Consider the following 14,816-nt stretch of genomic DNA (forward strand, 5'->3'; position numbering starts at 1 on the left):
CAACCCCACTGACTCGCAGCTCAGGCCGTCTTGAGCGCCCATAACGGCCTTACCTGCCAGTCAGTTGGGGGATGACTCGGGTTCGTAGCCGATCAGCCAGTGCAGTCCGTGCCGGTCCACCACCTGGCCGTCGGAGGCACCCCAGGGCTTCGGGCCCAGCGGGTCCACCACGCGTCCGCCGTCGGCCAGCCGGTCGAACCACCGGTGCAGGACCGCGGGCTCGGCCGTCCCCAACAGCGAGAGCATCAGCCCCTCGCACCGGACGGTGGCTTCGCCCTCGGCCGCGTCGGAGCCGGCCAGGCGCACGTCACCCCTCAGCTCACCGTGGGCGATCGCATCGGCCGGACCGTCGGTGCGGTTGAACTGCTCGTAGGTGAACAAGGCCAGGTCACCGCCGAAGACATCGGCGTAGAACCCGAGCGCCTCGCGCGCGGTACCGGGGAAACTCACGTAGATCTGGAGGGCCGTCATGCGCACAGCCTACACAGCGCCGCACGGCCACGGGTGGTAGGGATCACCAGTGACATCCGTAACCTTTTCCCCCATTCGCGATCCATCTGACATACTCTGTATGTGATGTGGCGCACAGCTACCGTGCGGCGTCGCTGGCTGCTCCTCGGCTTCGGCCGGGGAGCAGGCGCAAGACTCACAACTGAATAAAAAGACCATTCACAACGGATCGTCCGGCACGTACCTGCCGGTGAAGGGATTGAAAACTGTGGCAACAGTTACTTTTGACAACGCAACGCGGCTCTACCCGGGCACCGAAAAGCCCGCGGTCGACAAGCTGAACATCGAAATCGCCGACGGCGAGTTCCTGGTTCTCGTCGGCCCCTCCGGCTGCGGCAAGTCCACCTCCCTGCGCATGCTCGCAGGCCTCGAAGACGTCAACTCCGGCCGCATCCTGATCGGTGACCGCGACGTCACCGACATGCCGCCCAAGGACCGCGACATCGCGATGGTGTTCCAGAACTACGCCCTGTACCCGCACATGACCGTCGCGGACAACATGGGCTTCGCCCTCAAGATCGCCGGCGTCAGCAAGGAAGAGCGGGCCGAGCGCGTCCGCGAAGCCGCCAAGCTGCTGGACCTCGAGCCGTACCTGGACCGCAAGCCGAAGGCCCTCTCCGGCGGTCAGCGCCAGCGCGTCGCCATGGGCCGCGCGATCGTCCGTAACCCGCAGGTCTTCCTGATGGACGAGCCGCTCTCCAACCTCGACGCCAAGCTCCGCGTCCAGACCCGCACCCAGATCGCGTCGCTGACCCGCCGCCTGGGCGTCACCACCGTCTACGTCACCCACGACCAGGTCGAGGCCATGACCATGGGTGACCGCGTCGCCGTGCTCAAGGACGGCCTGCTAATGCAGGTGGACACCCCGCGCAACCTCTACGACAAGCCGAAAAACGTCTTCGTCGCCGGCTTCATCGGCTCCCCCGCCATGAACCTGCTGGAACTGCCCGTCGTCGATGGCGGCGTGCAGTTCGGCGGAACCGTCTACCCGGTGCCGCGCGATGTCCTCGAGGACGCCTCCGGCTCCACCGTCACGCTGGGCAGCCGACCCGAGGACCTGGAGACCGCCAGCCAGGGCGAGGGCCTGCAGGTTGAGGTCGACGTCGTCGAGGAACTCGGCGCCGACGCCTACGTCTACGGCCACACCACGCTCGACGGCAAGGACCACGACATCGTGGCCCGCGTCGACGGCCGCCGCCCGCCGATGAAGGGTGAGACCATCTGGGTCCGCCCGCAGTCCGGCCACGTGCACCTGTTCGACACCAAGACCGGCGAGCGCCTCGGCGACTGACGCAGTCTTCAACCGACGGCGGTCCTCCTGCGGGAGGGCCGCCGTCGGCCGTTAACCGCCCCTTGTTTAGGCGCGCCGCCGCCGGGTGCGGGAGAATTGCCCCATGACCGAGGAGAACCGCATGAGCGAGGACAACGGTGCCCAGTGGCACGACGAACCCACTGACTACGGCCAGATCGGGAAGCTGCCCCGGTACGTGCCCGCGAGCGCCAATGACGACAAGGCGATCTCCAGCTCGCTGAGCATCACAGCAGCCGCCACCGAGCCGGAGCTGCTGGACCTGCCCTGGCACATCGCCCTCGAGGACTGGCCCGCAGAGTACCTGGCCGCACTCCCCCGCGGCATCTCCCGGCACATCGTCCGGTTCGCGCACCTGGGCGGCTCGGTCATCGCCATCAAGGAAACCTCCGAGCACATCGCCCGGCACGAGTACCACATGCTCCGCAAGCTGGCCCGCCTGGATGTCCCCTGCGTGGAGCCGGTGGCGGTCATCACCGGCCGCACCACCCCGGACGGCAAACCCCTGAACCCCGTGCTGGTCACCCGGCACCTGAAGTTCTCCATGCCCTACCGCGCCCTGTTCTCACAGATGCTGCGCAAGGACACCCTCACCCGCCTGATCGACGCCCAGGCCCTCCTGCTGGTCCGCCTGCACCTGATCGGCTTCTACTGGGGCGATGTGTCCCTCTCCAACACCCTGTTCCGCCGCGACGCAGGCGCCTTCGCCGCCTACCTGGTGGACGCCGAGACCGGCGAGCTGTACCCGGACCTGTCCACCGGCCAGCGCGAGTACGACCTGGAAATCGCCCGGGTCAACATCGCCGGGGAACTGATGGACCTGCTCGACGGCGGGCTGATCGAGGAGAAGGTGGACCCCGTGGCCACCAGCGAGCTGATCATGGAGAGCTACCGCCGGCTCTGGACCGAGCTGACGGAGAAGGAATCCTTCGAGGTCGGCGAGCGCTGGCGGGTGGCCGCCCGCATCCGGCGGCTCAACGAACTCGGCTTCGACGTCGAGGAATACGCGATCAAGACCACCCAGAACGGTTCCACCATCCAGCTTCAGCCCAAGGTGGTCGACGCCGGCCACCACCAGCGCCGGCTGCTGCGGCTCACCGGCCTGGACGCCCAGGAAAACCAGGCCCGCCGGCTGCTGAATGACATGGACTCCTTCCGCGCGGACAACAACCCCGGCATGGACGAGGAGTACAGCGCCCACCTGTGGGTCAGCCAGATCTTCGAGCCGATCGTCCGCGCCATCCCCCGCGACCTGTCCGGCAAGCTGGAACCGGCGGAGGCCGTGCACGAGATTCTGGAGCACCGCTGGTACATGTCCGAGAAGGAAAACCGGCACATCCCGCTGGCCGAGGCCGTGCAGTCCTACATCGACTCCGAGCTGCGGCACCGGCGCGACGAGGCCGCGATCATGCTGAACCCGGACACCGAGCTGCTCAAGATCCTTGAGGTCGAGACCGAGGAGTCCCGCTACGACGGCGACGAGACCCCCGGCGACGAAGACGAGTACCCGGACGCGGACGACTAGGCCGGTTGAAGCACAGCCGGGCTAGATGGCCTTGCCGGGGTTCAGGATCCCGGCCGGGTCGAAGAGTTCCTTGATCCGGTACTGCAACTCCCGGACCGGTTCCTTCTGCTCCAGGCCCAGCCAGCGCAGCTTGTACTGGCCCACGCCGTGCTCGCCGGTGATGGTGCCGCCCATCGCGAGGGCCACGGTCACCGACTCGTCCAGGGCGGCGCCCAGCCGTTCCATCGCGCCGGGGTCCACGCCGTCGCCGTCCCGGTCCACCCAGAACGTGGGGTGGAGGTTGCCGTCTCCGGCGTGCGCCACCACTTTGAGCTGGACCTCGTGCCGGGCCGCCATCGCCTCGAGTTCGGCCACGTAGTCCACCAAGCGGGAGCGCGGGACGGCGACGTCCTCGCCCACCCGGTATTCGTCGTCGACCTCGGCGCCGCGGCTGTGCCGGCGCAGCTCCACCAGAGCCTCGGCTTCCGCGTCCGCCTCCATGGTTACCACCGCGCCGCCGGCGGCCAGCAGCGGCCGGATGGCGGCGGCCTCGGCGGCGGCGCCGAAGCCGTCCGTCTGGAGCAGCAGCAGCGAGGCGCCCCGGGCCGAGAGGGTCGAGCCGTGTATGGCGTCGAGCTGGACGAGGGTGCCGCTGTCCAGCAGCTCCATGATGGCGGGCTGTACCCGGGCCTTGCCCACGGCCAGCACCCCGGCCGCGGCGCTGCGGAAGTCCGGGTAGAACGCGGCGATGGTGTGCACCTCGCGCGGGAGGTATTTGAGTCGGACGGTGATCCCCACGACGATCCCGAGCGTCCCCTCGGAGCCCACAAACAGCCCCGTGAGGTCGTAGCCGGCCACACCCTTGAACGTCTGGTGTCCGGTGTGGATCAGGGTACCGTCCGCCAGGACGACGTCGAGGGCCAGCACCGAGTCCCGGGTGACCCCGTACTTGGCGCAGCGCAGGCCCCCGGCGTTGGTCGCGACGTTGCCGCCGATCGTGGAGCTGCGATAACTGGCCGGGTCCGGCGCGTACATGAGGCCATAGACGGCGGCGGCCGCGTTGAGGTCGGCGTTGACGACCCCGGGTTCGACGACGGCGGTCTCGTCATCCGGGTTGAGGTCCAGGATGCGGTTCATCTTCTCCAGGCTGAGGACAACGCAACCCTCGCTGGCGTGGGCTCCACCGGAGACGCCGGTGCCGGCGCCGCGGGCCACGAGCGCAACCCGGCGCGCGGCGCAGGCCCGGACCACGGCCTGCACGTCCTTGACGGATTCGGCGAAGACCACGGCCTGCGGCAACTGATAGTCCAGCACGGGGGCCTGGTCCACGGCATAGGCGGCGAGCGCAGGATCCTCCGTCACGACCTTGTCCGCCCCCAGGGCCGCCGTCAGATCCCCAATAATGCCGCGCATGTGCCGCTCCCGTTCGCCGTTGAACCCGCCCTGTATCGGACCCAGTCTAGGCGCCCGGGACGGCAACCCCAGGCAGCACCCATATGGCCGCCGCCCGGCCGGCGGAGCGCAGCCGCGGCTGGGCGTCACGGGCCAAGCCGCCGGGAGCCAACCCGCCGGCATCATCGAACACCAACTCCCCGACGACGAGCGCGGGGGCACCCACCAGGCCCTTCCACTGTGCGGCGGTCAGCAGGGCCGGGTCGAATCCGGCGTCGGCGGCGGCCCGGGTGACGGCCACCAGCACCGTGGCCCCGGCGGTTTCGCGGATGAAGGCCAGCACGTCGCCGTCGGCGTAGAGCCAGCGGACTCCGCCGGCGGTGAGCGCGGGCTGGTCCCGGCGCAGCCCGGACAAAGCGGCGTACAGGCCGCGAAGGTCGTGCCGGACCCGGTCGGGTCGGTCCCAGGGCATGGGGGTCCGGGAGAACTCGCCGTTGTCCCCGGTGAGCCCGAATTCGTCGCCGGCGTAGAGCACCGGCACGCCGGGCAGGGTGAACATCAGCACCGCGCCCAGCTGCTGGCCGCCGTCGATCATGGCGGTGGCCGCGCGGGCGGTGTCGTGACTGTTCAGCGCGTTCATGTTCTGCCGGCGGACGTCCCAGCTGAACGCGGCCGCCAGGTCCTGGTGGGTGGCGAGGAACTCGGCGGCGTCGATCCGGCCGGGGCCCGGCAGTGGCGTGCCGAAGAAGTTCACGTGCCGGGCCTCGCCTGCCAGCCAGGCCCAGAGCGGGCGGGTGAAATTCGAGTAGGTCATGGCGCCGTTCCAGTGCTCGCCACTGAAGTCCGGGGCCGCGTCGTTGGTCGACTCGGCCAGCAGCGCCGCTTCCGGGTTGATGCCGCGGACCCGGTCCGCGATCAGCCGGGCCACATCCTGGTTGAGGTCCGTCGCGCCGAGCCGTCCGGTCATGTTGCCGACGTCGATCCGCCAGCCGTCCAGGTTGAACGGCGGCAGCAGCCAGCGCGCCACCGGCGAGTCCTCATCCCGGACGAACGCGTCACGCAGCGCCTCGGAGGACCAGTTGAGCTTCGGCAGCGAGGGCACGCCGTACCAGGCCTCGTAGCTGCTGTGGTCCGGGGAGAAGTAGTAGTAGCCGGCCTCGGGCGCGGCCGGGCCGGCCAGGGCGTTCCGGAACCATTCGTGGGCGTCGCCGGAGTGGTTGGCGGTGAGGTCGCCCATCACCTTGAGGCCCCGGGCGTGCGCCGCCTCCACGAGGTCCACCAGCGCCTGGTCCCCGCCGAGGAGCGGGTCCACGGTGGCGAAGGTGGCGGCGTCGTAGCGGTGATTGGAGCGGGCCGGGAAGAAAGGGGTGAGGTAAATGATGTCCGCCCCGAGCGCCTGGATGTGGTCCAGCCGTTCGGTGATGCCGGGCAGGTCGCCGCCGTAGAACTGGTAGGGCGTGACCGCGGAGGCGCCTTCCACCGCGGTGGTGTGCCAGTCCGCGGGGACGGCCCAGTCCGGTGCCGGGTGCGTGTCCGCCTGGACGGAGCGGGCGAACCGGTCCGGGAAGATCTGGTACATGGTCCCGGTCCGCAGCCAGTCCGGGCCGGCCGGGTAGGTGCCCAGCCGGAAGTCGGCGTAGTCGGAGACGTCCCGGCCGAAGAGGCCCTGGGCGTTCAGCTGCCAGTTCCGGCCGCCGGCCTCGATCAGGAACCGGTAGCGGAGGACGGGGTTGGTGGCCGTCGTCGCCGCTTCCCACCACGCCCAGCCGTCGGCGATCCCGAGGAGGTCGCAGGGATCGTAGCGTGGTTCGCCGTCGTGCAGGGAGCGGAGCCAGACGCGGGACGCCTCGCCCCACCCGACGGGGATCCGGAGCCGCAGGCGGACCGGGCCGCCGCGCTCCACGCCGTCAGGGGCGTGGAGCGCGGACCCGTCGTGGTGCGGCAGGAGCCCGGCGGCAGCGGCGCCGGACACTCTAGCCCTTGACCGAGCCGGCCGTGAGGCCGCTGACGATGTAGCGCTGCAGGTAGAGGAACAGGGCCATGACCGGCAGGGCGGAGATCACGGCGCCGGCGGCGAAGACGCCCCAGTTCTCCGAGCGCTGCTGGGCGACGAAGGAGTAGAGGCCGACGGCGAGGGTCTGGCTGTCCGGGTCGGTGAGCACCACGGAGGCGATGACGAACTCGCCGGAGATGGCGATGTAGGTCAGGAGACCCACGACGGCCAGGATAGGGGTGACCAGGCGCATGATGATGCCGAAGAAGATCTGGGTGTGGCTGGCGCCGTCGATCTTGGCCGCCTCGTCCAGGGACTGCGGCACGGTGTTGAAGAACCCGTACATCAGGTAGGTGTTTACGCCCAGGGCGCCGCCCAGGTAGACCATGATCAGGCCCAGCTGGCTGCCCAGCCCCAGGGCCGGGATAACCTCGGAGATGCCGCTGAGGAGCAGGAAGATCGCGACGACGGCGAGCAGCTGCGGGAACATCTGCAGCAGCAGCAGGCTGAGCAGCCCCACCCGGCGGCCGGTGAAGCGCATCCGGGAGAAGGCGTAGGCCGCCATGGCGCCGAGGAAGACGGTGGCCGCGGAGGTAATGCCGCCGACCACCAGCGTGTTCAGGAACCAGCGGGCGAAGGGCCGGGACGGGATGTTGAACAGGGCGGTGAAGTTGCCGAAGTCGATCTTGCTGAACAGGGCGTTGGAGCCCACCAGGGTGCCGGTGGAGTTCAGCGCGGCGGAGAGCACGTAGAGCAGCGGGAAGACCGCGAAGATGGTCACGGCGATGCCCACCAGGTGCCGCCAGCCCTTGTCCGCGAACCAGACGCCGAAGGGGCGGCTGCGGTGCAGGGACTTGAGGCGTTCGACGTCGGCGGCGGTGGCGCGGGCTGCCTCCCCCGTTGCCGGCTCCGCCGTCGTCCCGGTGGCCTGGTCCGTCGGGGTCGCCGACGATGCCGTGCGCGGTGCTGGCCCGTTCATGAGTTCACGTCCTCGAGTGCCTTGGTCTGCTTGAAGCTGATGGCCGATACGGTGGCCACGATGATGAAGATGATGATGGCTAGGGCGCTGGCCAGCCCGTAGTCGCGGCCGGTGCCCTGCCCGAAGGCCACCTTGTAGACCAGGGTGATCAGGATGTCCGTGGCGCCGATGTCCCGTGTGGTGTCCGCGAAGCGCGGGCCGCCGCCGGTGAGCATGAAGATGACGTTGAAGTTGTTGAAGTTGAACGCAAAGGACGAGATCAGCAGCGGGGCGATCGAGACCAGCAGCAGCGGCAGCTTGATCGACCGGAATACCCGCCAGGCGCTGGCGCCGTCCATCCGGGCAGCCTCGTCCAGTTCGGAGGGCAGGGACTGGAGCGCGCCGGTGCAGACCAGGAACATGTACGGGTAGCCGAGCCAGAGGTTGACCACCAGGACGCTGATCTTGGCCAGCACCGGATCCGTCAGCCAGCCGATATGGGCGCCGCCCAGGAGGGTCTGGTTCAGCCAGCCGAACTCCGGGTTGAGGATGCCGGACCAGACCAGGCCGGTGAGGAAGGCGGGGAAGGCATAGGGCAGGATCATCAGGATCCGGTAGACCTTCTTGCCCTTGAGGTCCTCGCGGTTGAAGGCGATGGCCAGGAACAGGCCCAGGGCGAAGGTCAGCGCCACGGAGGCAATGGCGAAGGTGAAGGTCCAGAGAATGACGCCCACGAGCGGCCCGCGCAGGCTCGGGTCGGTGAAGGCGCGGGAGAAGTTTTCGAAGCCGACGTCGATCTTCCAGCCGGTGGACAGCGTCTGCCCGTCCGCCGCGGCGAAGGCGCCCTTGCCGTTGTCGCGGTAGACGGCGCCGCTGTCCGTGTCCGTGAAGGTGTCCGCACCGGCGTCGTACTTCAGCGAGGGCTTGAACTGGTAGGCGTTGCTGCCGTCCGCGGTGCGCAGGGTCCCGTCGGCCGGGTCGGCGGAGACGGGGACGGTGAGGGCCAGGATCTTCTGCTGGTTGGCGACGATCTCCTGGAAGTTCAGGGTCTGGTAGCCGTCCAGGGACTTGGCCTTGCCGGTGGAGTCCTTGACCGCGCCGGCGGCGTCCTCGAGGGGCTTGTCCGTGCTGCCGAGGGAGACCTTGCCGGCCGGGTCTGTGAAGAGCAGGTAGAACGAATCCCCCTTGGCCAGGACCGAGGTCTTGTAGGCCGGGGAGTCCGGGACGCGCTTCTGGGCGGTGAGCTGGATGGCGGAGATCGCGTCATCCTTGGTGCTGTTGTGCCCGTCGCCGTAGTTGGTGAAGGCGATGTAGCCGCTGAAGACCACCACGAAGACCTGGAAGATGAGCAGGAACAGCACGCCGGGTGCCAGGTATTTGGCCGGGAGGCCGCCCTTGCGCAGGTAGATCCAGTTGATCGCCAGGACCACGACGGCGGAGACAACCAGGACAGTCCAGGAGTGACTGAGGAACAGCATGGTCAGGACGAAGACGGCCAGCGCATCGACCAGGCCCAGCAGGACGATCTTGGCGATGATGCCCTTGGTCCCGTCCGGGGAGGTGCGGCGGCGGGCTGACCCGGCCTGCCGTCCCGTGCGCTTGCCTGTGCGGGATCCCGCGCCAGGGGCTGGCGGTGCGGCGGAGGGGTCGGTGCCCTCGCGGAGTTCTGTATCTGGCATGGCTCTTCAGTCCTTGGGAGAAGCAGGGTGATGCAGGAACGGGCCGGGCGGTGTGGTGCCGCCCGGCTCGGAGCTGTCCGGATCCCGCCGCGGCTGTGCGCGGCGGCGGGATCCGGGGCGGGGGCTAGCCCCCGATCTTGGTCTTGATGCTGGCAGCCATCTTGGCCCAGTCGGCGGCCGGGTCGCCCTGGCCCTTGATCAGGGACAGTTCGGTTGCACCCCAGTCAGCCCAGACGGCGCTCATTTCCGGGATGGCCGGCATCGGGACGCCGGTGGCGCCGATCTTGCCGAACGCCGCGACGACCGGGTCGCTGGCGGCCTTGTCGAAGGAGGCCTTCAGTGCCGGCGGGCGGCCGCCGGCCTTGTACATGGAGTCCTGGGCTGCCTCGGAGGTGAGGTAGTTGGTGACGAACTCGTTGGTGGCCAGGGCGTTGGCGCTCTTGGAGCTGATGAAGAAGCCGTTGACGCCGATGAACGGCTGCGCCGGCTGGTCGCCTGCGGTCGGCAGCGGGTCAACAGCGAACTTGATGCCCTTCTTCTGCACGTCCGGAACGTTCCACGGGCCGGTCAGGTAGTACGGGGATTCGCCGGCCAGGAACTTCTCCTTGGCGATGTCACCGGTGATGTTGGAGTTGATGATCTTTTCGCCGGCGTCACCCCAGGCGGCGAGCTTCTTGGCGAATGCGACGCCGGCGGCGTCGCCGATGAGGAGCTGCTTGGGGTCGTAGCCGCCGTCGGCAGCCTTGCCGAAGACCTGCGAGCCCATCGAGGACTGCAGCGGGTACAGGTGGTACGGGTCGCCCTGCTTGGGGTCCATGCCCACCAGGAACGGGAACTTGGCCTTGCCGTCGGCGACGGCCTTCTTGCCGTTGCTGATGACCTCGTCCATGGTCTTGGCCGAATCGGAGACGATCGCCGTGTTGCGCAGCAGCGCGATGTTCTCGATCGCGTACGGGACACCGTAGACCGAGCCGTTGTAGGTCATGGCCTTGATCGAGGAATCCTGGAAGGAGCCCTTCTTGTCGCCGAGTTCGACGGGGGCGATCACGCCGTTCTGGACGAACTTGCCTACCCAGTCGTGCGGTCCGACGATCAGGTCCGGGCCCTTGCCGGTGGGAACCTGGGTGATGAAGTCGTCACGGACGGCGGCGAAGTCCTTGACCACCAGCTTGACCTCGATGCCGGTGTCGGCCTGGAACTTGGCGGTGATGTCCTTCAGCGCCGGGGAGCGCTCGGCGTCGACCCACATGGTGATGGTGCTGGCACCGGAGGCCTTGAGGTCCGGCTTGGCCGTGGCGGACGGCGAGGCCGGGGAGGTGGCTGCCGCGCCGCCGCAGGCGCTGAGGGCCAGCGCGGCCACGACGGAGACGGCACCTGCCGTGAAAACCCGGCGGCTGGTGCCGGTGGTGAGGGTGTTCTGCACCTTCATTGGTGTCCCTTTCATAAAGATCCTGCATCCACACGTGAGGCCCGATCGGATCGAGTCGGGCCTGGTGGCATCGTCGGTGATGTGGCTCACAGCTGCAAGCGCTTCCAAGTTACACGCCGGTAGGTGGTTTGGGAAGTCGGCATTTGCCGGGCGTGTCGCGGGCGCCGGCCCCTCCGGCTGGCCCTTAGGGCTCCTCAGGCCGCCGATTGGCCCGGCGTTACAAGCAAATTCGCATCACTACCCCGACGGAGGCGCCCCGGTGCCGGGAGAGGCGGGTGACCGAAACTTCTGGAAGCGTTTTCATTTCGGTGTCTTCGGCCTTACGATTACCGGCATGTCAGTTGATACAGTCCCCGCCGCCCTTGCCGGCCCGTTGACCCTGGTGCACGCCGCAGACCACACGCCCGGCTGGTGGCGGTCCGCCGTTATCTACCAGGTCTACCCCCGGTCCTTCCGCGACCTGAACGGCGACGGCGTGGGCGACCTCGCCGGTATCACAGCAGAGCTGCCGCAGCTCGCCGAGCTGGATGTCGACGCCGTCTGGCTCTCCCCCTTCTACCGCTCCCCGCAGCGCGACGCCGGCTACGACGTCAGCGATTACTGCGACGTGGACCCGCTCTTCGGCACCTTGGACGACTTCGATGCCATGATGGCCGAGGCCAAGCGCTTGGGCCTGCGGCTGATCGTGGACCTCGTGCCCAACCACTGCTCGGACCAGCACGCCGCGTTCCAGGCCGCCCTCGCCGCCCCGGCCGACGGCCCGGAGCGGGACATGTTCATCTTCCGCGACGGACTCGGCGAGTCCGGCGAGCTTCCCCCGAATAACTGGCAGTCGCACTTCGGCGGTCCGGCCTGGACCCGGATCACGGAGCCCGACGGCACGGCCGGCCAGTGGTACCTTCACCTCTTCGATTCCTCCCAGCCCGACTTCAACTGGGACAACGACGCCGTCCACGCCGAGTTCGAACGCGTCCTGCGGTTCTGGCTGGACCGTGGGGTCTCGGGCTTCCGCGTCGACGTCGCCCACGCCCTGGTCAAGGCCCCCGGCCTGCCGGCGTGGGGCGGCCGCGCCGACGGCAACAGCTCCGACGGCTTCCCCGGCCACGAGGCGCCGATGTTCGGCCAGCCGGCCCTGCACGACATCTACCGCGCCTGGCGCCGGATCCTGGCCGAATACGGTCCGGACCGGATCCTTTGCGCCGAGGCCAATGTGGACCCGCTCCCCCGGCTGGCCGACTGGGTCCGCCCCGACGAGATGCACCAGGCGTTCAACTTCCCGTACCTGCACGCCGGCCTGGACCCGCACCGCATGCGCCGCGTGGTGACCGAGTCCCTGAACGCCCTGGACGCCGTCGGCGCCCCGACCACCTGGGTGTTGTCCAACCACGACGTCGTCCGGCACGCCACCCGCTTCGGCTACGACGGCCCGGCACCCCGCGACGGCGACGGCATCGGTCCCGCCGATCCCCAGCCGAACGCCGAGCTCGGCCGCGCCCGCGCCGCCGCCGCCACGATGTTCATGCTGGGCCTGCCCGGCGGGGCATACCTCTACCAGGGCGAGGAACTCGGCCTGCCGGACGGCATCGACATCCCCGACCACCAGCGCCAGGACCCCACCTTCGGGCGGACCGGTGGCGAGCGGCTGGGCCGCGACGGTTGCCGTGTGCCGCTGCCGTGGCGGGCCGGCGAACCGAACAACGGCTTCGGCTCCGGCGCGGACCCGTGGCTGCCCCAGCCGGAAAGCTTCGGCGCCTTGGCCCGGGACACCCAGGCCGCTTCGCCGTCGTCGCATTTGAACCTTTACCGCAACATGCTCGCACTGCGCCGGCAGCTGCGCCTCGGCGAGGGCTCCCTGGCCTGGCTCGAGGACTGGTCCACGGACACCTCGCTGGGCTACCTGAACGGCACCGTCGCGGTGCTGATGAATGTGGGCCACGAACCCCTCGACCTGCCCGCCGGAACCGTGCTGCTCCGCAGCTCCCAAGCCGCCGGCATGAACGCCCCGGAGCATCAGTTAGGCTCAGGGGAAACTGTTTGGCTGGAAATCTACATCGAGGACACGGAGAGCTGAAAATGCCCGGCATCAAGGACGTCGCGGAACGGGCCGGCCTCTCCATCGCCACCGTTTCACGCGCCTTGAGCGGCAAGGGCAATGTCTCTCCCCGCAGCCGCGCGCTGGCCCAGGCCGCGGCCGCGGAACTCGGGTTCGTGCTTTCCTACCATGCCTCCAGCCTGGCGTCCGGGCGGAACCACAACGTCGGCGTCGTGGTTCCGTCCGTGCACCGCTGGTTCTTCTCGGCGGTGGTGGAGGGCGTCTCGGCCACCCTGCTCGACGCCGGCTACGACCTCACGCTGTACAACGTCAGTGACGGCGAGGAGCGGCGGCACAGCGTCCTGAACGACTTCCTGCTGCGCAAGCGGGTGGACGCGGTCATTGCGGTGTCCCTGGAGCTCAGCGAGGCCGAAATCCAGCAGCTGCTGGCCATCCACCGGCCCATCGTTGGCATCGGCGGCCCCCTCCCCGGGGCTCCCACCATACGGATCAACGACTCGGGCCTGGCGGAGGCTGCCGCCCGGCACCTGATCCAGCTGGGGCACAGCCGGATCGCGCATATGACCGGAGACGCCGCCTACGACAAAGACTTCCGGCTGCCGGGCACCCGCCAGGCAGGTTTCACGGCAGCGATGCACGGCGCCGGCCTTCCCGTGCGGCCGGAGTGGCTGGTCTCCGCCGACTTCACCATCCAGGGCGCCTACGCCAGCGCCCGGCAACTGCTGGGGAGCTCCCCTGAGCGTCCGACGGCGGTGTTCGCCGCCTCGGATGAGATGGCGATCGGCACCATCCTCGCGGCCCGCGACTTCGGGCTTCGCGTTCCTGAGGATCTTTCGGTGATCGGCATCGACGGCCACGAGCTGGGCGAGGTCTTCGGCCTCACCACCATCGACCAAGATGCCCGCGGCCAGGGTGCCCTCGCGGTCCGGCGCCTCCTGGAGGGGCTAGAGGGCGGCGGCGGGGAGCCTGCCGCGGCGGACATGGAATACCCCACCCGGTTCGTCATCCGCTCCAGCACGGCCGTGCCCCCGGCCGACGCGTCTCCGCTGCACTAATACCGCCGGCTGGCGTACGTTCCTGCCCGGTTACTCCAGCAGCCCGAGCACTTACTCAACCGCAGCGGCCGGATTGTGGACCTTCCTAGGTTCCTTCCCGTGATGCTTGGGCGAGTAACTGGGGAGGATGGTACGGGGACGCCCCCGTTAGCCCTGGTCGCCGCCCATGAACCGGACATAGCGCTGCAGAAACATGGGCCAGAGGCCTTCGTACTCGTCACGGGTCACTGCCGGGTGTTCTGCGCCTTCCCATCCGCTGTGAACCAGACGGAGCTCGGTACCGGCATCCACAGCCCGGAACGCTACGCGAATCTCCGTGGACCACAGCGCCTGGGTTCCTTGGTGCCAGCTGGCGTGGAAGGAGAGAGGGGGCTGCCAGTCGTCGATGGTCCCCCAGATGGCGGTGCGGCCGTCGTCCGCGGTTTCCAGGATCAGGCTTTCCTCGAACTCCACGTAGGATCCGGCCCCGTACACGCCGTGCTCCTCGAGCGGCCACCACAGGTGCGTGTGCTCGGTGAAACCCACGAATGCCCTGGCGACGGCGCCGGGTACGACGACGGTGCACACCAACGGGTCAAGACCCTCGGAGGGCCCGGGCTCTGGGGCGGCAGCTGCGTGGCTGAAGAGGTTATCCATGGGCATCAACTCTACTAGGGCAGTCGATGGCGCCACCCCGTGCATAATCCTGCTTCCAGAGCCAGCTCAGCGTAAGCTCCTACGCCGTTGCTGCCGGCTCCAGAGCAGGCTCAACGGGAGGGGCTCTTACGTCGTTGCTGCTGTGGCCGTTAAAGAGCTCAGGCCCCGACACTTAGTGTCGGGGCCTGAGCCGCTAAATTATGTCCGGCGGTGACCTACTCTCCCACACCCTCCCGGGTGCAGTACCATCGGCGCTGTGGGTCTTAGCTTCCGGGTTCGGAATGGGACCGGGCGTTTC

General features: G+C 68.7%; 11 protein-coding genes and 1 rRNA gene. 4 read left to right on the forward strand and 8 right to left on the reverse strand.

The window, feature by feature from the left end:
* Positions 1-60: 60 nt before the first annotated feature.
* Positions 61-471: a VOC family protein gene (locus tag AB0O44_RS15315; RefSeq protein WP_364138831.1), complete on the reverse strand. Its 411-nt coding sequence runs from the start codon at positions 469-471 to the stop codon at positions 61-63.
* Positions 472-718: 247 nt separating this feature from the next.
* Here AB0O44_RS15315 and ugpC point away from each other — a divergent pair, with 247 nt between their 5' ends.
* A complete protein-coding gene (ugpC, locus tag AB0O44_RS15320; protein ID WP_290258783.1) occupies positions 719-1,801 on the forward strand; it encodes a sn-glycerol-3-phosphate ABC transporter ATP-binding protein UgpC in 1,083 nt (360 codons plus the stop codon).
* Positions 1,802-1,922: 121 nt separating this feature from the next.
* A complete protein-coding gene (locus AB0O44_RS15325; protein ID WP_364138859.1) occupies positions 1,923-3,344 on the forward strand; it encodes a DUF4032 domain-containing protein in 1,422 nt (473 codons plus the stop codon).
* Positions 3,345-3,365: 21 nt separating this feature from the next.
* On the opposite strand, the gene AB0O44_RS15330 is transcribed toward AB0O44_RS15325, so the two are convergent.
* The 5 genes from AB0O44_RS15330 to AB0O44_RS15350 form a co-directional block, all read right to left on the reverse strand.
* Positions 3,366-4,736, reverse strand: coding sequence for an FAD-linked oxidase C-terminal domain-containing protein (locus tag AB0O44_RS15330; RefSeq protein WP_364138833.1), 1,371 nt, complete (start codon positions 4,734-4,736; stop codon positions 3,366-3,368).
* A 46-nt stretch (positions 4,737-4,782) separates the two neighbouring features.
* Positions 4,783-6,687 (reverse strand): glycoside hydrolase family 13 protein, encoded by a 1,905-nt coding sequence (locus tag AB0O44_RS15335; RefSeq protein ID WP_364138835.1) that lies wholly within the window; start codon positions 6,685-6,687, stop codon positions 4,783-4,785.
* A 1-nt stretch (position 6,688) separates the two neighbouring features.
* Positions 6,689-7,687 carry a sugar ABC transporter permease gene (locus tag AB0O44_RS15340; protein ID WP_290258786.1) on the reverse strand — a complete coding sequence of 333 codons (999 nt, stop codon included), beginning with the start codon at positions 7,685-7,687 and terminating at the stop codon, positions 6,689-6,691.
* Positions 7,684-9,345: an ABC transporter permease subunit gene (locus AB0O44_RS15345; RefSeq protein WP_364138837.1), complete on the reverse strand. Its 1,662-nt coding sequence runs from the start codon at positions 9,343-9,345 to the stop codon at positions 7,684-7,686. Before AB0O44_RS15345 ends, AB0O44_RS15340 begins: the two co-directional genes overlap by 4 nt.
* A gap of 124 nt (positions 9,346-9,469) precedes the next feature.
* Positions 9,470-10,774, reverse strand: coding sequence for a maltose ABC transporter substrate-binding protein (locus AB0O44_RS15350; protein WP_364138839.1), 1,305 nt, complete (start codon positions 10,772-10,774; stop codon positions 9,470-9,472).
* 334 nt (positions 10,775-11,108) lie between these two features.
* On the opposite strand from AB0O44_RS15350, the gene AB0O44_RS15355 reads away from it, so the two are divergent.
* Positions 11,109-12,845, forward strand: a complete 1,737-nt coding sequence (locus tag AB0O44_RS15355; RefSeq protein WP_364138841.1) for a glycoside hydrolase family 13 protein — start codon at positions 11,109-11,111, stop codon at positions 12,843-12,845.
* 2 nt (positions 12,846-12,847) lie between these two features.
* A complete protein-coding gene (locus AB0O44_RS15360; protein ID WP_364138843.1) occupies positions 12,848-13,882 on the forward strand; it encodes a LacI family DNA-binding transcriptional regulator in 1,035 nt (344 codons plus the stop codon).
* A 147-nt stretch (positions 13,883-14,029) separates the two neighbouring features.
* On the opposite strand, the gene AB0O44_RS15365 is transcribed toward AB0O44_RS15360, so the two are convergent.
* The gene (locus tag AB0O44_RS15365; RefSeq protein WP_364138845.1) at positions 14,030-14,518 is read right to left on the reverse strand and encodes a hypothetical protein; all 489 of its coding nucleotides are present in this window, start codon (positions 14,516-14,518) and stop codon (positions 14,030-14,032) included.
* A gap of 202 nt (positions 14,519-14,720) precedes the next feature.
* A 5S ribosomal RNA gene (rrf, locus tag AB0O44_RS15370) occupies positions 14,721-14,816 on the reverse strand; the annotation flags it as partial.

The organism is Arthrobacter sp. NPDC080082 (assembly GCF_040686595.1).
Lineage (GTDB): Bacteria > Actinomycetota > Actinomycetes > Actinomycetales > Micrococcaceae > Arthrobacter.

Excerpts from the sequence above, each read along its gene's own strand:
- AB0O44_RS15315 (WP_364138831.1), bottom strand. The coding sequence starts at position 471 with ATGACGGCCCTCCAGATCTACGTGAGTTTCCCCGGTACCGCGCGCGAG.
- AB0O44_RS15325 (WP_364138859.1), top strand. The coding sequence starts at position 1,923 with ATGAGCGAGGACAACGGTGCCCAGTGGCACGACGAACCCACTGACTAC.
- AB0O44_RS15330 (WP_364138833.1), bottom strand. The coding sequence starts at position 4,736 with ATGCGCGGCATTATTGGGGATCTGACGGCGGCCCTGGGGGCGGACAAG.
- AB0O44_RS15340 (WP_290258786.1), bottom strand. The coding sequence starts at position 7,687 with ATGAACGGGCCAGCACCGCGCACGGCATCGTCGGCGACCCCGACGGAC.
- AB0O44_RS15345 (WP_364138837.1), bottom strand. The coding sequence starts at position 9,345 with ATGCCAGATACAGAACTCCGCGAGGGCACCGACCCCTCCGCCGCACCG.
- AB0O44_RS15350 (WP_364138839.1), bottom strand. The coding sequence starts at position 10,774 with ATGAAGGTGCAGAACACCCTCACCACCGGCACCAGCCGCCGGGTTTTC.
- AB0O44_RS15355 (WP_364138841.1), top strand. The coding sequence starts at position 11,109 with ATGTCAGTTGATACAGTCCCCGCCGCCCTTGCCGGCCCGTTGACCCTG.
- AB0O44_RS15360 (WP_364138843.1), top strand. The coding sequence starts at position 12,848 with ATGCCCGGCATCAAGGACGTCGCGGAACGGGCCGGCCTCTCCATCGCC.
- AB0O44_RS15365 (WP_364138845.1), bottom strand. The coding sequence starts at position 14,518 with ATGGATAACCTCTTCAGCCACGCAGCTGCCGCCCCAGAGCCCGGGCCC.